General features: G+C 39.5%; 16 protein-coding genes. 8 read left to right on the top strand and 8 right to left on the bottom strand.

Going from position 1 to position 20,919, the window contains the following annotated elements; genetic code table 11:
* Positions 1-4: 4 nt before the first annotated feature.
* The 5 genes from NLF99_RS08800 to NLF99_RS08820 all read left to right on the top strand — a co-directional run bounded on the left by NLF99_RS08800 (position 5) and on the right by NLF99_RS08820 (position 4,261).
* Positions 5-1,195 (top strand): ankyrin repeat domain-containing protein, encoded by a 1,191-nt coding sequence (locus tag NLF99_RS08800; RefSeq protein ID WP_254527780.1) that lies wholly within the window; start codon positions 5-7, stop codon positions 1,193-1,195.
* Between the two features lie 12 nt (positions 1,196-1,207).
* Positions 1,208-2,542 carry an ankyrin repeat domain-containing protein gene (locus tag NLF99_RS08805; RefSeq protein ID WP_237235633.1) on the top strand — a complete coding sequence of 445 codons (1,335 nt, stop codon included), beginning with the start codon at positions 1,208-1,210 and terminating at the stop codon, positions 2,540-2,542.
* A 52-nt stretch (positions 2,543-2,594) separates the two neighbouring features.
* A complete protein-coding gene (locus tag NLF99_RS08810) occupies positions 2,595-2,978 on the top strand; it encodes a DoxX family protein (protein WP_254527781.1) in 384 nt (127 codons plus the stop codon).
* A gap of 15 nt (positions 2,979-2,993) precedes the next feature.
* Positions 2,994-3,500, top strand: coding sequence for an STM3941 family protein (locus NLF99_RS08815; protein WP_185213737.1), 507 nt, complete (start codon positions 2,994-2,996; stop codon positions 3,498-3,500).
* 122 nt (positions 3,501-3,622) lie between these two features.
* A complete protein-coding gene (locus NLF99_RS08820; RefSeq protein WP_254527782.1) occupies positions 3,623-4,261 on the top strand; it encodes a hypothetical protein in 639 nt (212 codons plus the stop codon).
* Between the two features lie 73 nt (positions 4,262-4,334).
* Here NLF99_RS08820 and NLF99_RS08825 read toward each other — a convergent pair whose 3' ends face one another.
* From NLF99_RS08825 to NLF99_RS08840, 4 genes are all read right to left on the bottom strand, one after another.
* Positions 4,335-6,632, bottom strand: coding sequence for a GH92 family glycosyl hydrolase (locus NLF99_RS08825; RefSeq protein ID WP_254527787.1), 2,298 nt, complete (start codon positions 6,630-6,632; stop codon positions 4,335-4,337).
* 10 nt (positions 6,633-6,642) lie between these two features.
* Positions 6,643-7,359: a basic secretory family protein gene (locus NLF99_RS08830; RefSeq protein WP_254527789.1), complete on the bottom strand. Its 717-nt coding sequence runs from the start codon at positions 7,357-7,359 to the stop codon at positions 6,643-6,645.
* A gap of 295 nt (positions 7,360-7,654) precedes the next feature.
* Complete coding sequence (locus NLF99_RS08835) at positions 7,655-9,817, bottom strand: alpha-galactosidase (RefSeq protein ID WP_254527791.1); 2,163 nt, start codon at positions 9,815-9,817, stop codon at positions 7,655-7,657.
* Positions 9,818-9,880: 63 nt separating this feature from the next.
* A complete protein-coding gene (locus NLF99_RS08840; RefSeq protein ID WP_254527793.1) occupies positions 9,881-11,662 on the bottom strand; it encodes a glycoside hydrolase domain-containing protein in 1,782 nt (593 codons plus the stop codon).
* A 719-nt stretch (positions 11,663-12,381) separates the two neighbouring features.
* Between NLF99_RS08840 and NLF99_RS08845 the strand changes: the two genes are divergently transcribed.
* Together NLF99_RS08845 and NLF99_RS08850 are read left to right on the top strand one after the other, a co-directional pair.
* A complete protein-coding gene (locus tag NLF99_RS08845) occupies positions 12,382-14,763 on the top strand; it encodes a TonB-dependent siderophore receptor (RefSeq protein ID WP_254527795.1) in 2,382 nt (793 codons plus the stop codon).
* A gap of 4 nt (positions 14,764-14,767) precedes the next feature.
* Positions 14,768-15,469 carry a DUF4198 domain-containing protein gene (locus NLF99_RS08850; RefSeq protein ID WP_254527796.1) on the top strand — a complete coding sequence of 234 codons (702 nt, stop codon included), beginning with the start codon at positions 14,768-14,770 and terminating at the stop codon, positions 15,467-15,469.
* A 379-nt stretch (positions 15,470-15,848) separates the two neighbouring features.
* Here the strand turns inward: NLF99_RS08850 and NLF99_RS08855 are convergent, their stop codons facing one another.
* A complete protein-coding gene (locus tag NLF99_RS08855; RefSeq protein ID WP_254527797.1) occupies positions 15,849-16,142 on the bottom strand; it encodes a hypothetical protein in 294 nt (97 codons plus the stop codon).
* A 13-nt stretch (positions 16,143-16,155) separates the two neighbouring features.
* On the opposite strand from NLF99_RS08855, the gene NLF99_RS08860 reads away from it, so the two are divergent.
* Positions 16,156-17,784 (top strand): PepSY domain-containing protein, encoded by a 1,629-nt coding sequence (locus NLF99_RS08860; protein WP_254527798.1) that lies wholly within the window; start codon positions 16,156-16,158, stop codon positions 17,782-17,784.
* Between the two features lie 6 nt (positions 17,785-17,790).
* Here NLF99_RS08860 and NLF99_RS08865 read toward each other — a convergent pair whose 3' ends face one another.
* The 3 genes from NLF99_RS08865 to NLF99_RS08875 all read right to left on the bottom strand — a co-directional run bounded on the left by NLF99_RS08865 (position 17,791) and on the right by NLF99_RS08875 (position 20,601).
* Positions 17,791-18,588 (bottom strand): sulfite exporter TauE/SafE family protein, encoded by a 798-nt coding sequence (locus tag NLF99_RS08865; RefSeq protein WP_214648505.1) that lies wholly within the window; start codon positions 18,586-18,588, stop codon positions 17,791-17,793.
* Positions 18,589-18,975: 387 nt separating this feature from the next.
* On the bottom strand, positions 18,976-19,194 hold the full coding sequence (locus NLF99_RS08870) for a hypothetical protein (RefSeq protein WP_185213726.1): 219 nt from the start codon (positions 19,192-19,194) through the stop codon (positions 18,976-18,978).
* Positions 19,195-19,323: 129 nt separating this feature from the next.
* Positions 19,324-20,601, bottom strand: a complete 1,278-nt coding sequence (locus NLF99_RS08875; RefSeq protein ID WP_254527800.1) for an ammonium transporter — start codon at positions 20,599-20,601, stop codon at positions 19,324-19,326.
* Positions 20,602-20,919: the final 318 nt, after the last annotated feature.

The raw sequence follows: 20,919 nt of genomic DNA on the forward strand, positions 1-20,919 counted from the left end.
TCCTATGTTTGAAAAGACTCCATTAATTCAGGCCATTGACAGTGGCAACTTCGACAACGCCGTTGAATTGTACAACCAAGGCGAAAGAATCCCCCATAGCCAACATGCCTACGATTATTCCCAGCTTTACGATACCCTAATCAGAAAAAAAGGCTACGAACTTATTAGCCTTATGCTTCAGAACAATGAAATCGAGAAGGACATCTATATGCTCGATAAAATTGATGACAGTATTTTTTCTAAATTGATCCGAGTTAAAAATCCAGATGAAGAATTTATTTCATTTTTCAAGGATCTATTAGAACAAGCTGAAAACATCAATGATGAAGTAGCCGGACAGACCTTGATCAGTTTCGCTGCTGAGAATGCAGCCGATCCGCAAATTATACAAGCCTTAATTGATGCTGGCTGTAGGGTTGATTTCAAGAACCAAGCGGAGGACAATTTGCTGAACATTAGCATTAGAAAACATGGCATAACTCCCGAACAGATAAATCGTTATATTGACATATTCCTTAAAGAAGGTTTAGATGTAAACGAAGCAAACAAGGTTGGCAAAACTTCCTTGCACGTCGCCTTGGAGAGCAACAATAAACATGTTTTGGAAAATCTGTTGCAGAATGGAGCAAGCCCGAACCAACAAGATCATGAAGGAAATTCAGCATTCTTTATTGCCGTTGCACATAAACATGATTTTGAACAATACAAACGGCTTTCAGAATATGAGGGCATGGATTTCGAACAATCCAACAAACGTGGCGAAAAAGCCCTGCACGCCCACCTTAGAGTGACAGATGGTGCGGATAACACGGAATTAATTTTGCAGATGATTGAAGATGGTGCAGATTTAAACAACACCGCCCCCCATTACGATAAACAGCTTTCTGCCTGGCATTGGATCGCCGAGAAAAAAGCACCATTTTTTGAACAGGTTTTTAAGGCCGCTCAACCGGACATCAATGAACAGGACGACTTGGGCAACACCTTATTACATAAAGTCGTTATGAAGGACAGCAACTATGATCAAAATGCTGCCAAGGAAACTTACAAAAAAGTAAAATTCCTATTGGATAACGGGGCAACAGCCAGCATCCTGAACAATAAGGAACAATCAGCCATGATGATTGCTTCGGAAGATAATTTAAAAGCAAAGACCGTCGAACTGCTATTAATCGCTCAACAAAAAGAAAACTAAGAAATTATGTCCATGTCATTTATTATCGCCTGTGAGGGCGGCAAACGTAAAATAGCCGAATTACTATTAGAGAACAATGAAGTCGATGTCAAGTATACAGATGAAAAAGGCAGAACCGCCATGCATTATGCAGCACATCGTGGCTACCTTGACCTGGTCAAACTATTGGCAGAAAAAGGTGCTGAACTAGATTATGAGGATCAACAGGGCGAAACTCCCCTATTCTTCGCATGTCTCCAAAAGCAGAAACAAACGGCCATATATCTGATTGAAGAAGATGCAAGGGTTGACATTAATGACCTCAAAGGCAACAGCCTCCTTCATTTGACAGCTTCAACTGGTCAAGCTGATGTCCTCAAGACCTTGATCGAAAAAGGACTTGACGTCAATGCATTAAACAACAGTACCGAAAGTCCTTTGATGCTAGCTGTATTGAACAGAAGCCTTGAGGCAGCCAAAATCCTACTTGAGAATGGTGCTAATCCAGAAGCTAGCAACAAATCAGGAAACACGCCTTTATTAATTGCCGTAAAGAACAGGCACCTCCCTATGGTTGACCTGTTATTGGAAAACGGGGCAGATGTCAATCAGATCAATCAATTTGGCGAATCGGCCATCTTGGTTGCATGTTACGAAGGCAACAAAGCCATGGTTAAGACCCTGTTAGAAAATGGTGCTGATGTATCAATTAGCAGTTCTGAAGGAGTTTCTCCTATTTGGTATGCCTGCAGCCATAACCAAAAAGAAATCGTCTCCCTGCTTCTTGATAACGGCCTGGATGTAAACCACAGCCGACCAGTCACTGGAAACAGCCAAGCCATGTATGGATATCTGGACTTTGTAGAAACCAACAACAACCTGTCTATAGATGCCCAATTCAATTTTAATGTCAATGAATCCCAAGGTGGTGAAAGTTTGCTACAACATGCCGTTAAGAATGGACACCTAAGTATGGTCAAATTACTGATTGAACGTGGTGCCAATATCAATCAACAGGACGAGTCAGGAAATACAGCCCTGCACTATGCCGCAGCAAATGGCAAAAAAGATGTGCTCAAATTCCTTTTAGAAAACAATGCTGACCCGCAATTGGTCAATGTAAAAGAGCAAAAAGCGATCGATTACTCCAACATCAAGGGTTTCAACGAAATCACGGCCTTGCTGATCCAATTTGGATCTACCCAAGGAAAGGAGCAAGCAAATACCGCAGCACCAAGTCCAGCGGCAAGCGCAGCAGCACCAGTGGATAAGAAAAAAGCCCTGATGGACCTAAAGGACCTAATGGATGCCGGCATTTTGACACAGGAAGAATTTGATGCTGAAAAGAAAAAGATATTAGCAGGTTAAAATTGTAAAAACATTTTTAACTAATTCATGTTGCATTGGGAAAAAGTTATTTATGACCAACACATCATTTGGAATCCTTCTTCTTCGAATTTTCATAGGCTTAAGGCTTATGTACGGCGTATCGGATAATCTGATCAGCTGGGACCATATGCAGGAATTTGCTGGCTTTTTGGGAAAATATAAATTCCCATTCCCAATGGTTTCTGCTATTAGCTCAGTTGCTGTACAGATGATCGCTGGCTTCCTAATGTTGATTGGTTGGCAAACAAAGCTTTCCGCAGCAATTATTTTTATAAACTTTTTAATCGCCATTTTCATGGTTCACTTCCCTAATGGCGATAGCATAGACCTTATGACACCGGCTCTAGCTATGCTGTTTGTTTCGGCAAGCCTCTTTTTCACTGGGGCTGGAAAATATTCAATAGACAAGGTATAATTAAACTATAAAACAATGGAATTGACAAACTTTAAATACAATCAGAAAAAACTAAACAATATGGCCATGATATTTCTGCTATTGGGAATTGCAGGCTTAGGTTTTGCATACTATAAATGGTTTGTAGACACATCTTCCTACGTGGTTTCGATGGGGAAATATGGCAGTATATTTATTGCCATATTGGGCTTTGGGGCTTTTACCTACATGAAGTTATTTGGCAAAAAAGCGGATGAAATCGCCCTAAGTATTGGCACAAATGGAATAACGTCCAATACGACGCCGATTGCTAAGGCAGCGGAATTAATTGAATGGGATGATTTAGTAGATATCAATTTCCATGGAAACTACCTTGACATCCATGTCAAGGACCCCAAGAAATATGCCGACAGAATGAATAACTTCTTTGTCCGTGACACCTATCTAAAAGGCATGAAAGGAGTCATCCGTATTTCCATTGCCGAAGTTGATGGTTCTCCGGAAGAAATGTCCGCAGCCATAGGGAAATATTTAAACCTTTAGCGAGATTACCTGATATCGATACCTGTATACAGGTAATTTCCAATATTTTCTGTCCCTAACTCTTTTATTATTTTAGATTTGCTAGAAACAAAATCTATCCTAATATGAAAAAACAGTTTTTTATGGCATCACTAGTTCTGGGATGCAGTCTATTTGTCGCATGTGGCAGTTCGAATAATTCAGAGGAAGAGGGAGATTCAGAAGATACGGGGGTTATTGAGAACCTAAGCAATGCCGGCGAGGCCATCAAAGGTCTAAGTGGTCTTGAAAAAGCCATGAAGGATATTGAGGTTCAGATGAATGCCTTAAAAGAAAAGACACCTGTAAGTAACGATGAATTAAAAAAGGTCCTACCTGAAACATTAGAAGGCTTGAAAAGGACTTCCATCAACCTAGGTGAATCTGCATCCATTGGGATCTCCAGTGCAAATGCGACCTATCAAGACGAAGGTGCTACAAAAACAATTGAAGTATCCATCTTGGACGGAGCTGGTGAAGCGGCAAGCTCTATTACTGGTCTCGCATTTTATGGTTTCAACCAGGATTCGGAAAGAATCACGGACGATATGACCGAAAAAACGATGGAATATAAAGGTCAAAGAGCAAAACTAACAGAAGAAAAATACTACGATAAGCAGACCTCAAAAATTGAATGGCTCCATAAAAAAAGATACTTAATGAAGGTACAGGGAGAAGGATACAGCATTGACGAGGTGTGTAAGATCATGGATAATTTAGCGTTAGGAAATTTACCTGAATAACAACTACACTACATAACACAGATAAGGGGCAATGAAATTCATCGCCCCTTATCTTTTAATTTTATATTTCTTATTATTTTTTAGGTTTGGATGCCATTACAAACTGCAACTCTCCTCCATTTGAAATATCGGCATGCGAAATCTTAAAATCTTTCAGCTCTTGTCCATTCCACAATACCTTGCTCACATATACATTTTTCTCCGATTGGTTCTTTGCAAAAACCTTCAAGGTCTTCCCATTATCCAATTGCACTTCAGCTGATTTTACCAATGGACTACCCAACCAATAATGTGGATCTCCAGGCGCTACAGGATAGAATCCCAAAGAACTGAAGAGATACCAAGCAGACATTTGCCCACAATCATCATTTCCTCCTAATCCAGCAGGACCATTATGATATTGGTTACGAATAATCTGTCTGATTCTTTCCTGAGCTTTCCAAGGGCTTTTGGTGATATTATACAGATAGGCAACATGGTGCGACGGTTCATTCCCATGCACATAGTTCCCAATGATGCCTTCACGGGTAATATCCTCGGTATTTTCAAAATACTTATCTGGAAGGTGCATGGTAAACAAGGAATCCAAATAAGTTTCAAATCGTTTCTGTCCGCCCATTGTCTCCATCAATTGAACTGGTTGGTGTGGTACATATAAAGAGTAATTCCAGGTATTTCCCTCAATAAAACCTTGCCCATGGGTATCTAGCACATCAAACTTCTCTCTGAACACCCCTTTGCTATCTTTAGGACGCATAAAACCAATTCGCTCATCATACAGGTTCTTCCAATTCTCGGCGCGTTTGTTAAATTCTGCAGCGATTTCCGCCTTACCCAATTTTTCTGCCAATTGAGCAATACACCAATCATCATAAGCATATTCCAAGGTATTTGACACTGAAGTCCCATTTTTATCATCCGGAACATAGCCCAAGTCGATGTAATCCCCAATACCTTCATATCTTCTTGCATTTGCCGTTTGAACACAGGCTTTCAAGGCAGCTTCCGCATCTCCTTTATATACACCTTTCATAATAGCGTCTACCACCACCGATACCGAATGGTACCCACTCATACACCAGTTTTCATTCGCATAATGCGACCAGATTGGCAACATATTCAAGACCGACTGTTCATGATGCGCCATCATCGAAGAAACCATATCTGCATTTCTTTTCGGATCGACCAAATTCAGCCAAGGATGAAAAGCCCTAAAGGTATCCCATAAAGAAAAGGAGGTGTAATTCGTAAAACCCTCAGCTTTATGGATTTCTTGATCCAAACCCTTATACTCGCCATTTAGGTCCATATATACGGTTGGCATCAGGTTCGCATGATAAACGGAGGTATAAAAGTTAACCAGATCCTCTTTGTTCAACATATCGACCTTAAACTTCTCAAGCTCCTTATTCCAATCTGATTTTCCTTTGTTTACAATTTGTTCAAAATTCCAGTTTGGAGTCTCTGCTTGCATATTTTCCAATGCATTCTTCATGCTCACTGGACTCAATGCCACTTTCATCATCACTTGCTCCCCCTCTTTGGTATCAAAATCCAGGTGCATCTTGATATTATGCGCCGCTAGATCTGGAAAGTTATCCTCTTGGTTGAATTTCCGCCAAAAGCCTTTGTACTGCACATTTTTATCCAAATACTTCGCTCCATAATTTTTGAATGCTTTGGAAGTTTTGATAGCAAAATAAACGGTTCTGGTTCTTGCCCAACCATTGGTCTGCCTATACCCTGTTATGGTGGAGTCATTCAATACCCTGACCACGGTCCAAACATTTTTGCCATCATAGTTATAGATACCCGCTGTCAAGTCTAAGATCAAATGGGAATGATCGGAAGCTGGAAAGGTATAGCGATGAACTCCAACACGGGTACTTGTAGTCAATTCCGCCTGAATATTATGCTTATCCAGTTTCACTTTATAGTAATTGGCTTCGGCAATTTCATTATCATGGCTATATGCCGATCTATACCCATCTTGTGGCCTATCGGCTGTCCCTGGGTTCAATTGCACCTTTCCTTGAGTAGGCATCACCAATATATCGCCAAGATCGGAATGTCCTGTTCCCGAGAAATGCGTATGACTGAAACCAACAATGGTTGGATCATCGTATTGATAACCTGCACAGTATTTATATACATCACCCGTATATTGTCCGTTGACTGCATATGGGATGGTATCTGTCTCAGGGCTCAATTGTACCGACCCAAAAGGAACCGTTGCTCCAGGGAAAGTATGCCCCATTTTAGCCGTTCCGATCAATGGTTTGACGTATTGACTCAGGTTTGGCTGCTGGGCATTCGATAATACCGGAATGACCATAAAAGCCAATACCTTGGCAAAATTCATATAGTTCATTTTCATCATTTTAAATTGCGGGGTTTAAAGCATATTCTGCCCAAAGTTCATCGATCGTTTTTCCGGTTTCATTTGCCCAAAAAGAGTCCGAATAGGTCTTATTGCGCATAGCCAGGTCTAACTTTTTGACAAAGTTCTTTTTCTTATTATGCTCAATCCAATTGAAGAACCGAGCAGTAATCCTGTAAGAATCGGTATACTTCTGTTTTTCATTAAATTCAGGAAGCCTCCAATTGCCTGCTTCATTGGCGACACCATATTTATATCGAATATAATCAGCAATCCCTTCTGTAATCCACCAAGGACCCGATCCATTTGGATAAGCCTGAACGATATGCATGACTTCATGCGTCACGACATCGATATCATGTGGATTTTTCTTCAACCAATTTGGACTATATCGAACAATCCCTCCTGCAGTGGCTGCAACACCATCATATTCAGGGTCAATGACAAAAGTCACTTCTTTTCTGGTTTTCTTATTGAATTTTTTGACCAATTTAGGATAGTTGATAAAATAGGTATCAATAAGCTGCTGTTTAGTTTCTGCACTAAATTCTTTATCCTTATTGATCCAGATCAGTGTATATCCCTTCTTCTTTAACGTATCTACTTCTACTGCAACCTTGCGGTCGGCATCAGTATGTTCCCAGCTTTGTGCATAACTTGAAGAAACTGAAATACCCAAAAATATGCTTAAAGCAAATGTTAATGTGTTTTTTCTCATTGGGCTAATTGATTTATAAAAATTTGAGTCAACTCTAGTCAATAATTGCTGTTTTGAGCTAACTAAAACGAATAATCTAGTATTCAAATATATTTAAAAAGATTAGTAATACTATAAATTTCTAGGATTGTTACAACAATATTTATTAACCTAGGTTCATTTTTTGAGCTTTAATTCTCCTGCATTAAAAAGCAACAAGGAAATGAGTCAAGAGGCTAAGCTAGGAAGTGGATTATTTTCTATTATTTCTATAATCAAAAAAGGGTCATATCATTCTGATACGACCCTTTTTTGATTACTTAACGGTAAACCAAGTATAACCCTTTGCAGGAATCTTGACCGGTAAATTCACTTTATAATCTCTTGCTAACTGATACTTTTTCGGGTTCTCTCCTTCAAAAGCAATCTGTACATCCTTGTCCAAACCGGTATAGTAAAGCGGCAGGTCTATTTGAATAACCATCTCGCTATCAGTTGGATTATACAACATCCCCAAACCTTTCTCCTTTCCATTTGGATCAACATGCAGTATCCCATCCCAATTTCTGCCATCTGCCCTTCGCAAATGGATGATATCCGCATTCAAGATATCTCTATATTTTTTGTACCAATCAATGACTTCTATGACCGTAGCCTTAGTCCTTTCAGTGTCATACAAACGGGGGCCTCTGTAACAGGCTTGAACCCCGGCTCCATAATATTGCATCATCAATTGTTTATAATCATCCAAATGATCATTTAAGGGTTCTAAAACGGCATCAGCGCCACCACCATGATAGGCCGTCAGGGGTACAAAACCCCAACCCATCGAAGGAGTTTTTTCCCAAGTACCATCGTAGATATTTTGTCTGTTTAAAATCTTCTGTTGGTCTCGCGACAAAGAAAAATTCACCTCCCGATAACCCAACGCAATTTTATTCGTTCCATCTAGAAAATACCAGTCCGGGGCATTGATATAAACTCCCATCTGATTCAATTCGTGGAAGATCGACTTCTGTATTTCCATCTGCGCAAATTGGGAATCTTCCAACCCATGGTGACCTGGGTGATCATGGGACGCACAGACATCGCCCGGATATGGCCCATCCATTTCTAAAATACTGAAACCAGTATTCCTGAAAAAGTCTTTAATGGCTTGCGCATAATCTAACCCCCACTGACTGCCAAAACAGGGTGCATTGCCAAAAAATGCGCCCCCTGGCTTTCCTGTTTTCGGATTGATCACATCCGTTTCAGCGTTAATAGTCCTGGAACTGAATAAGGTGTAACCGCCCAATTTCACGCCTTTTGATTTCGCATAATCCGCCAGTTCCCGCCATTCTTTATGATTCTCTGGGGTATTTAACTCCATTTTCAGATGGCTTCCAAAACTCAGGATAACCGCCTCATAACCTGTTTCAGCACATTGATCGATAGCTGTGATCACCTCCTCCCTATTTTTACTGACTAAATGCATAAAGATTGGGTTAGCATTGATCCAAGGAGTTAATTGACGGTACATTTTCCGTACAGCAAGCCCTCTACGCTCCTGATCATGGCTATCATGCAACAATTCAAAAGTCTTGACCGAGGTAAACTTCTGTTTCGGTAAAACATCAATCTTCGATACATCCTTCGGATAGATTAAGGCTTTTGCCGGAGTGGTCAGATCATAATTAACTTGAGAGGTATAGCTGCTATCCTGCTCCCAATGCAAAGTCTGTTCAGATAGTCGATATTTCATGGCATTGTTAAAAGCGTAATTGGTTTCAAAATAGATACCCGATTGCTTTTTCATATCCTCTGTACTTCCTACGACCGCTGATTCCTCTTCTACCAAGGAGAGGATTTCATTGACTAAGCGGTTTACCTGAATTTTGTTTTGACTCTCATTTCGCACTACTACCCATTTTCGAAGAACTGGCAATCCATCATAGATTTCATAATGTACATCCACGGAAACCCCAGCTAATTCAGGATGCTGAAATTCTAAAACTAAACCTATCCCTTTTGCCTTTTCAGAATTTGAGGACCAAAACGGACTATTGCTGTTCAAGGCCTGTTCTAGTGGCAGTTCCTTGGCCGACTTAAAGACAAAAGCATCTGGATTCGCTTTTAAGGAAGGAAACCATTCTGTCAAGAAATAAGCTTTTTCTTTCTGTCCCTTCAACCCGCCTATCTCATAGTCCTTCCCATTAATATTGACGATTGCCTCTGGTTCTATCGCACGTATCAATTGCTGACCATTGCTCAGGTTGCTAAAATCATAACAAGCTAGGTTGGCAGCTTTCTTAAAGGCTCTTCTGATAAGTCCATTTTCAAGGACAATCCCATCCTTATTGTTAACAATTTTCGATTGAAAGCCTGTTGATTGGATTAACCAATCTTTGTGCTCGGATTGTGTTGTCTGCCCTTCTGCGTATTGTACAGTTGAAACTGCCAATAAGGCTATCAGGATTAGTTTAGTGTTGATTCTCATAATTCAAAAAAATAGGCAGTAGAAAAAGGATACTACTGCCTGATGCATAATTAATTTTATAATCTAAAGACTTCTTGACAAATCGTTCAATAAGGTCTTAGCATTGTTCAATTCCTCATTCCACCCATCAAATCGCTGATTGGCCTCCATTTTATTGATTGCGGTCTGAAAGCTATCTATGGCTTTTTGATCGTTTTTCTCTTTCAGCGCTTTCATCACAATTCTCGCTTTTTCATAATCTTGGATACCTTCCAACATCCTTTCGTATCGAATTGATGAACGTCCCTTAGGATAGACGATATAGGTATCACCAGCAGGCCAGGTCCTGAACCTGGAATCCGTTAAAGGGTTTTCTACCCATGAATTATAGGCCCACCTCAACATCCCATCAAAGCCGGTTGCTAAAGCATACCAACCTAGGTAGGTCGATTCCGCAGGTTCTGAAAATGTAAACTGATTCGGAAAACCATCCGAACAACAGATATAAAAAGTACTGTTTAACCCTCTTTTATGGCGGTCCATGATATCGGCCTTTGAAAATGGATGCCCCACTGAAATGCTGATATCTTCCGAATTTGGAAACCTTTGATAGGTTTTTTGATTATCAGCATACGAAATCCCGATTTCCGGTGCTACCTTCTCCAATAAAGCAAATGCAGCATCCATTTGTTCCTTTTCGCGTTCATCCATGGCAATATTGGTTTTATCCAACCAGCCCTTTGCTTCAAGATGCTTAACGAAATCCTTTAAAAAAGGTGTCCAAAGTTCTTCAAAAATAGCTGTGCCCGGTTTTGTGACCACATTGACCAACTCTGCTTTAGTGGCATCCTTATAATGGATTTCATTGTTCCAAGGAATAATTGAATAACAGTTTATCATATCATCAACACCCAGATCCATCATAAATTGCACCCAACGGTCAAATACGGTATAATCATAAGTCCATTTTCCATTGCTATTTTTGGTCCATGTGATCATATCGGCATAGGGATCATAGGTCTGAACATTCCAGGGGTCTTTGTTCAATGTGGTGGTTATTACTTTTTGGCCAGCATCAGCCAGCATTTGCATCACTGGTTTCATCGCTTCAAAATGGGCATCACTCCACATTTCCAATCCTTCAACACGAGCCACGGCTGATGGATGCTGCCATTGGTCTAGGTGATAGCTCCATTCCGTTGCTTTCGGCAAGGTTTGATTGATCACATCCAGCTCCAAGGCCAATTTTTGTGCAGGTTGACCTTTGGCAGAAATTGTTACAATAGCATTGTATGTACCTGCCTGTGCATTTTCGGGAATCTTTACACTAACCCAGACAGGTCTAGCTGTTTTCTTAGGGATATCGAAGGACTTTAAATTATCCAACATATCCGGAGCTAATGAGGAGGCGAAATCCTCAGGTTTCCGGTACCCACATCCGCCTGCAAACTCATCAGTCATGACATAGCGGACAAATCGTGCATCCGTCGCTGCTTGGGGAATCACCGCCTTATTTTTCGATACTAAATCCGAAATATCTACATGAACATCAGCAATATCGGAACTGGTCCATAAAAGGATCTGTGCAGATAGCTTCTCCCCTTTCCAACCTTCAATTTTCACCCTGTTTTGCTTGGCAATTTCTGGTGCCAAGGATTTGGCAAATCGCTTATCGATTGTTACAAAAGAGCTATGCAAACCTGGACCAACCTTTGACCAATCCGAATTGACATCGGCCGTGGGATCTGCTAATTCGATAAATGTTTCTGAAAGCGCAGTTTTACTTTGGGCGTTTGCTTCTTCAACGTTCAAGAACGCTAGGCCTAAACTCAGTAGAACCACCCATTTAGGAGTGTTGATTTTCATTTATTAAAAGTTTAGTTGATTAATCTGCAGCAATGTCTACTGCAAGAATATAGTTAACAATATACAGGAATTTAATTAAAAGTCGCCTTCAATTAGGCTCTGTAAACAAAATATTATCAAACCTTTCAAATACCGAAACAGCTTTATATCATCATGCAATTAACTGAACTTCAATTAATTTATTAATTATATAAAAATTGTTGCAAACAAACATTTTCATTCTATATTTGTACTTGTTTTTAATGAGTCTAAATAAACTAACCTCTACCTGTTAGTTTCGTTTATATTTTAGCACTATAATTCTTCATGTTTGTGGAGGGACGGTTTAAAGGACTGCTTATAAAACAAAATAGCGCCATGCTAAAGACGGCAATCTCTGCATGACGCCAAAAATCTAATATCAGCTGTAACTGCTATTAGTTGATTGACTCAATGAATCAATCACCTTTAACACACTGTAAGTATGAAAGGACCTGCAAGATAAAAAAAATTGGGCGCTCTCCCTATTTATTTATCCCAAGGTTCTTTCATAAACAGTTAATGGAATTTTTAACACTATACATTAACATTTATGATTTACAATCTTTTTTCTAATCACTCCCCTACGAGTAAAACTAGTTTTTTTACAAATCTTTTCTTTTCAGGGACTTGCAATGTACTTTTTCAGACCCTCATGTTTATTCTTTTTCCTTCTATTCTAAAATCGATCCAGTCCTATAATGAAAACTAACCTCTTAACCACTCTATTTATAATATTCTTAATAACATCCTCATACGCCCAAAATGGCATTATCAAAGGAACTATCCTGACACAGAAAGGAAATCCAGCCAAAAATGTGGTTGTCAAATTGAATGGCTCTCAAGAGATGGAAGTCGATTCTCTAGGAAAATACCAGTTCATTAACCTACCGGCAAAGACTTATGAGGTTAGGGCAAAACATATTGGTTTCACCTCCCAAGTCAGCACTATCGCATTAAAGGAAAATGAAACCCGAGTATTAGATTTTACGCTTGAAGAAGGGACCAATACTCTTCAGGAAGTAGTCATAAGTGCCAAGAAACCCATAGTGGAACATGAATTATCCAATTCCTTAAGGGTTCAGACTCCAATTCTAGAACTTTCCCAGAATGTGCAAACCATAAATGCTGAAGTGCTTGCAAAACTACAAGCATTCAATTTAGCGGATGGTGCATTCAGGAATATCTCCGGGGTAAGCCGACAAACGCATTGGAATGATATGTACGTCAATATCCATATGCGTGGGTCACAAATACAGGCTTTCAGAAATGGGATGAATATTGTCAGTTCCTATTGGAGTCCACTATCTGAAGACATGGCAACCGTAGAAAAAATTGAATTCGTAAAAGGACCAGCCGGATTTATGATGTCCAGTGGAGATCCTGCAGGAATCTACAATGTGGTTACCAAAAAGCCAACCGGACAAAAAAATGCCGAGGTAACCTTTAGCCTAGGAAGTTTTGAAAATTACAGAACCACCTTAGATTTGGATGGCAAGGTCTCAAAAGATGGCAGGTTATTATATCGATTGAATATTGCCGGTTCTTCAAAAGCTTCATTCCGCCCGAATGAAGACAATAAAAGACTTGTAATCGCTCCTGTTCTATCTTACAAAATCAATGATAAGACAACCGCAACATTAGAATACACCTATCAGAAAGCAATCATGACTGATGTTGGATCCGGTTATTTAATGTCTCCTTTTGGTTATAAAACCCTTTCTAGAGAAACCTCCTTTTCTCAAAAAGGAACCGAACCTATGGACATTGATGAACACTCCGCATACATCAATATCGAGCATAAATTAAATGAAAATTGGAAATTAACTGCTCAGGGTGCCTATTTTAATTACAACCAAATCGGCGCAAGCAGTTGGCCAAAAGATATTCTTCCCAATGGCAAGGTCATCAGGAAATCAGACACCTGGGATGCACAAAGCACCATGTTATTAGGCCAAGTCTTCTTAAATGGTTCATTTAACACGGGACAAATCAAACATCAAATATTGGCAGGGATTGATCTAGGTAGTAAATCCTATTTGGCAGACTGGAATCAAAGTATTGTTCTGGATAGTTTGAATGGTGGTGAGTTTGATCCTAAGAATCCTGTTTACGGATTTGACTTTGGACTTCAGAATTTTGACCGATCACATTCCTTGGCCCAACGCGCAGCTGTAGGCGGTGGTAGTATGGCCACGGATTACACCTCCGCCTATGTGCAAGATCAAATGAGCTTTTTTGATAATGCTTTACGTTTGACTTTGGCTGCTCGCTATACCTCCATGTCTATCAGTACCTGGGGCGGAGCACCAGTAAAAAGCGAAAAAGTCACACCGAGAATTGGTCTATCCTACTCCATTGATAAAAATACCGCAGTCTATGCATTACTTGACCAAGCTTTTCTTCCCCAACAAGGAATTTTATTTGACGGTTCTAAAATAAAACCAATCACAGGTAACAATTATGAACTTGGTATCAAAAGAGATTGGTTCAAAGGAAAATGGAATAGTACCATCGCGATCTATCAAATCACCAAAAACCATGAAATAACATCCTATGGACCTAGACCTGAGATGTCAGTCGAAGTTGGGCAAAAAAGAATCCGCGGGCTCGAAGTCGATATCCGTGGTGAGGTATTAAGGGGATTGAACCTGATTGCGAACTATGCATATACCGACGGACAAGTAACCAAAATCAATGAAGGTGTTGATGCCTTTTTTGTTGGACAAAGACTTGATGGTGCCGATGTTCATATCGCCAACCTATGGCTGGACTATGAATTGACGCGAGGAAAGGCAAAAGGTTTGGCCTTCCAATTTGGAGGGATGTCAAATATCCAACGTGCCTTGGAATTCTATTCCAAGGATGAACCCGAAAAAAATATTGAAGACTATTTCCGCTTTGATGCCGGAATGGGCTACCGCATCGACAAATTCAGTGTCAATCTAAATGTACAGAACCTTTTGGATAAATACTTGATTGAGGGCGGTAGTTATTACACCAGCTACTTCAGTACCCCTGTTTACTCTTGGCAAGCCGGTGCACCAAGAAACTATAGATTAACATTTGCATATAAATTCTAAAACCATGAACACAAAAACATTATTGACAATTTTAATAAGCCTTGTAAGCCTTCAATTTGCAAGTGCACATGCATTATGGATTGAAACCCAAACAAATGGCAAATTGAACCAGAAACATACGGTCAAAGTTTATTACGGTGAATATGCCGAAGGTTTGGTAGACCCAATCGATAAATGGTATTCAGATGTCAAGAATTTCGACCTGATTTTAATTGCGCCAGATGGAAGTAAAAAAACCTTAGAGAAAACTGCATCAACGGACCATTTCGAAGCTTCATTTTTACCTACTGAAAATGGATCCTATATCCTTTCAGTGGTAAAAGCTGCAAAAGAAGCCTATGAAACCATGAAATTCGAATTTTCTTCTACAGCCTTCGTCCAGGTCGGAAACGGATCGACTAAATTAAATAGCCTTCCTTTCCATGTTGAATCAACAGTCCAAAATCCAAAAGTTGGTGCAAGCCTGGAAGTCCAGGTATTGGAAGATGGTCAGGCTGAAAAAGAAAGAGAAGTGATTATCATGGGACCTGAAGGTTGGACCAAAACGCTCCATACCGATATTCAAGGAAAAGTTTCCTTTAAACCCTTGGTAAAAGGAAAATACATTATCGAAGCTTCTAAAACTGATGATAAAGTTGAAGATTGGCATGGCCAAAAGATTGAAAAAATCTGGAGAGGCAGCACTTATTCCATAAATGTAAATTAAGCTTATGCCTAGTAAAATGCTTGCCGGCATTTTACTAGGCTAATTTCCTTCTCAAATATTATGTACAGCCTGATCATATTTTTCGTTTTCACCGGTTCCTACTTCCTTTATTGTAGCAGCAAAAAAATGAAGAGCATCCATCAAGTAGAATTCAGTATTTTAAAAATTTTTCACCCCAATCAACTGAAACTCGCAGGATTTATCCTTTTGGCAATTGCCGCTATCTTAACTCTTTGGAAACAAGGTCTAGAAGCGGGAAGTTTTGCGTTTAGCGTTTATTTAATGACTTTCCTAAGTCTTTTGAATTTGCTCTTCCCCTATAAGACCATTAACTGGAAACATATCCTTCTTCTTTTTTCCATATCACTGACAATTGAAATTATTTTTTTCTAAATCCATCTTTACCCATGCCCGCAAACAAGAAATACCTAAGCTCTCCTTTCCAACGCTTTTTAAAAATCACCGCAGGCTTCTTTGCAGGATATATGCTCATGCTTGCCTTCCACAATTTCTTGACCCTATTCTGTGAAAGGAAAAACATTGTTATGCTGTCTGGTTTTTCTGGGTATATCATTTGGGCAATCCTGCTCCTATTGGCTTTTTTATCGAAAAATGGTTGGTACATCTGGGGAATATATCTTTGCCTAACCTTCCTTTTATCAATCCCTTTCATCTTTTAATTCATAATGAATACCAGAAATTATAACATCTACTTTAATACCCATACCATCAGTGGGATTATCATCTGTGCGATTCTCTATGTCATATTCTTTGCTGGATCATTTTCATTTTTCAGAAATGAAATTGCAGCTTGGCAGCAAGGGGATTCGTTCTCAAAAATGACTACTGCCGATGTAGACTGCGATTATTTATTGGATTCCCTCGGACAGGACATGGAACTAAAGGGAAGAGATATTACCTTTTCCTTTTATCATAAGAATGCTCGATCCTACATGAGCTATACCGAATCCAAGGACAGCTTGCAACATGAGAAAAACTTAGCCATAATCAATGAAAAAGTAGCCAACAAAGCAGATTGGACGACTACTGATTCAAAATATTTCGGATATAACTTTATCAACAGGAAGTCCGGCAGTTACAGTGAAAACTATGACCTTGCCGAATTTTTATATAGACTGCATTTTTTGGCTCAATTGAATGAGCTGCCCATCAATATAGGTATTGGCCCATTTGGTTATGTGGTTGCAGGATTTACCTCCTTTATCTTTCTCTTTGCGCTGATCACGGGCTTATTGCTACATTGGGACAAGATCGTTTCCAATTTCTTCATCTTTCGTCCCTTTTCCAAATGGAAGACGGTCTGGACCGACTTGCACACTGCCTTAGGGGTTGTAGGCTTCCCTTTTCAATTTGTCTATGCCGTGACCGGTATCTTCTTAATCTTAAATTCTGTCTTAGCTATCCCATTTGAAAAGATAATCTACAAAGGTGATTCAGAAACCATGTACACTGACCTTGCCTTTAACCATAAAGTCAACCTGCCATACAGCTATTCAGCCTTAGTTCAAACCCCAACGGTCAATCCTTTATTGGATTCAGTAAAGAGAAAATGGCCGGATAGTCGTGTATTTCGTCTCAGCATAAAGAACTATGGGGACCAAAATATGCAAATCATTGCTGAAATTAGCCCAACCTACTCCAAGCACATGGCTGGTTATGGAATCTATAACATACGGGCGATGGATGGGAAAATACTGGAGGAGAAGACCCCCATGTACAATTCCACTTTTGTAGATCATGTCAAGAGTCTCTTGTATAGGTTACATTTTGGAGATTATGCTGGTTACCCCCTTAAATATCTTTCCTTTATTATGGGAATCATGGGTTGTTTGGTCATTTCATCGGGAATCATGATCTGGTTAGTCGCAAGAGACAAGAACAATGTACCAAAGCATAAAAGAAAATTCAACTTCTGGTTGGCGAACATATACCTAGCCATCTGTTTATCCATGTTCCCAACGACTGCAATTACCTTCATAGCGGTAAAATTAACTGCAAATGTAAATCAGGAATTCCTATATCAGGTTTATTTTTGGACTTGGCTCCTATTTAGTGCTTATTATATCATCCGTAGAAATATCAACAGAACGAATAGGGAAACCCTATTGATCGGAAGCATCCTTGCCTTTATGGTACCCATCGTCAATGGGGTCTTTGGTAAAAATTGGGTATGGAATAGTTTGATTGAAGGAAATATAGATCTGTTCAGTATCGATTTTCTTTGGATCTGTATTGGTCTGGTCGGAATATTTATCTATAGAAAAATCAATAAGCAGAACAACGCAAGAGCATAAGGTCAATTACCTCAATAAAGTCTCTTTAATTAAGATATATAAGCCTACAATAAGGATCATATATCCAAAGCCTTTTTTGAGGTTTTTGTTGCTGATTTTCTCTGAAAGGTAAAAACCAATGAAAATACCGATCACGGTACCACCGGTATAACCGATCAATAATTCCCAATCAAAGAGTTCAAACTTCTCCAGATCACCCATTACGCCAAAGAAAGAATTAATACTGATAATGATCAAGGAGGTAGCCACGGCCTTCCGCATGGGCAAATGGTAAAAATTGACCAATGCGGGAATAATGAGGAATCCTCCTCCAGCACCGACCAAACCTGTCACCAATCCAACCAAAGCTCCTTGAAACACAATAACCTCTATGGGCGTTTTCACATATTCCGGAGGCACTTCAGGGTTGTATTTAGCAGAGCGAATCATACTCAACGAGGAAGCTACCATAACAAAGGAAAACAAGATCATCAACAGTACATTTTGATGAAAGCTATATCCTGCTATGTGGATGACCTCTGGAACCAAAGGAAGAATGAAGGAACGCGTAATAAATACAACAATCAGAGAAGGAACACCAAAGGTCAAGACCTTTGGAAGGTCTGCTTCCTTTTTTATAATCCCCCGCACGGCACCGATCAATGAAGTGATACCAATGGCGAAAAGCGAATAGGTCGTGGAAAGTGTTGGTTCGACTGCCATAATGTAGACCAAGATCGGCACAGTCAATATGGTACCACCACTGCCAATTAACCCTAAAGTTATTCCGACCAAAATTGCTAATACACAGCCAAGGATTATCATATAATCAATAGATTGGTTAAAATATCATTATTCTTCCCACTCATAAAAGTAAAGGAAATTAATTAAAATAAACCATTTCCAAATCTTTTTCCTGAAAGCTGATAATTTTTATTCTTTTCCTTTAAATTGCATTTAATCTATACTACCCTGATCTAAATTTCCCGGAAAAATCGCAGCACATCAGAAATTTATTGGACAACAAAGGGGACTTGTTTTGGACACATTGCTAACCACAGCAATATCTCTCGAATATGCCTCGAATAAGGCCAGGCTAATTCCCGAAAAAAACATCCAAAAGTAGAATGTTCACCCCATCAGATTGGTCAGAAAAAAAGCCTGAAATTGGAAAAATCAGGCTTTGACTAACAAAAATATAAAAGAATGTGATTATTGGGCAGTATCTTGAACTGTAGTATCGACCTCCGTTGAATCTAAATTGATAACTTCAGCATCCGGAGCGTTTATGTTATAGCGTTCTGCATCTCCCCCCTGTTCAGGGTCTGGAAGAACTTCAGTTTCTGTTTCTGTATTTTCGCTATTGTTACAGCTGGTCATAGTAAAGAATCCCATGGCAAATATTCCAATTACTAATTTTAACTTATTCATATGCTTGTCATGTTGATTTGTTAATAAAACCATCCAAAAGAAGAAATGTTTTAATGACGATAAAAAAAAAAAACCTGACCTTCAAGAAGAAAGCCAGGTATCATTCAGGTTATTTTTAGTTAATAAAGGTCACAACTTTTCACCATGTTGGGAGATATCCAGACCAACCTCCTCATCGGCATCAGATACCCGTAACGGCGTAATCATATCAGTAAGCTTCAATAAAATGAATGCCATTAAAAGGATAAATACCGCAGCCAGAACCAGTCCTAGCATATGGGCTGAAAACAATTTCCATTCACCATAAAACAATCCATTATCTGGGATAGCGGGGTTAATGGCATTCGTGGCAAATACACCGGTCAAGATCATACCTACCATACCGCCTACACCGTGGCTTGGGAATACATCCAAGGTATCATCGATCCTGGAGCGTGTTCTCCAAGCAATCACTACCCTGCTGATCACAGCGGCAACAGCCCCTATGACCAGGGAATGTCCAAAAGTGACGAAACCTGCCGCTGGTGTAATGGCGACCAATCCCACAACGGCGCCAATGCAGACTCCCATTGCGGAGGGTTTGATTCCCTTGGCTGCATCAAAGAATATATAGGTCAGGGCAGCCGCTCCAGATGCGGTAGAAGTGGTAATCAATGCTGTCGCTGCTAATTCTGAAGCCGAAAATGCCGAACCAGCATTGAAACCTATCCAACCAAACCATAGTAATCCAGTACCCAATAGCACATAGGTGATACGTGCCGGGCTATGACTATGCATATCTTTTCCTTTTCTCAAATATATTGCAGAAGCCAATGCCGTTAATCCTGCAGACATATGGACCACTGTTCCGCCAGCAAAGTCCAATACACCTAGCTTGAATAGGAAACCTTCGGGATGCCAAGTAGCATGTGCCAATGGCGCATAGATAAAAACAAAGAACAAACAGATAAAGAGCACATAGGAAGTAAATCGAATCCTTTCTGCAAATGCACCTGTAATCAGTGCAGGCGTAATAATGGCAAATTTTAACTGATAGATGGCAAAGAGTGCAAATGGGATGGTTGGCGCTGCATCCCAAGGTCCGCGCTCCAATACATTATTGAACATAAAAAATGTGAAAGGATTGCCAATAACCCCTCCTATTGACTCGCCGAAGACCAAACTGAACCCAAAGATTACCCAAATCACGGCAACCACAGCCATACAGATAAAACTTTGCAACATGGTGGAAATAACGTTCTTTTTTTTGACCATACCACCATAAAAGTAAGCCAAACCGGGAGTCATGATCAAAACTAGGGCCGTAGAAGTCAACATCCATGCGATATCGGCATAATTATACCCAGAATTTGAATGGATTTGAGGTGTTTTTGAAAAAACAAGCGATATTAACACTAAAACACTCATAAAAACGAGGGGAACATAAGACTTTTTACCTGACAACACCATAATTATTAAATTTTGTTCAACAAAAATACGTTTTTATTGATTTTATCAAAATTTATTTTGATTTTTTATGAAAATAAATCAATTATTTCGTTTAAACTTTAAATATATACCAAATTAAATTGAACAAAACCATCAAATAACAGCAAACAGCAATAATTAACAGTGTATTTCGAAGTTTAAAATTGATAATTATTAAAATATTGTAAAAACCTAACCGATTTTAAATAAAGACTAGAAAATACTAGGTTAATTTCAATTACTACCCTATTTTTCCAA

This window comes from Sphingobacterium sp. LZ11T8 (assembly GCF_024261425.1).
In the GTDB taxonomy this organism is placed as follows: domain Bacteria; phylum Bacteroidota; class Bacteroidia; order Sphingobacteriales; family Sphingobacteriaceae; genus Sphingobacterium.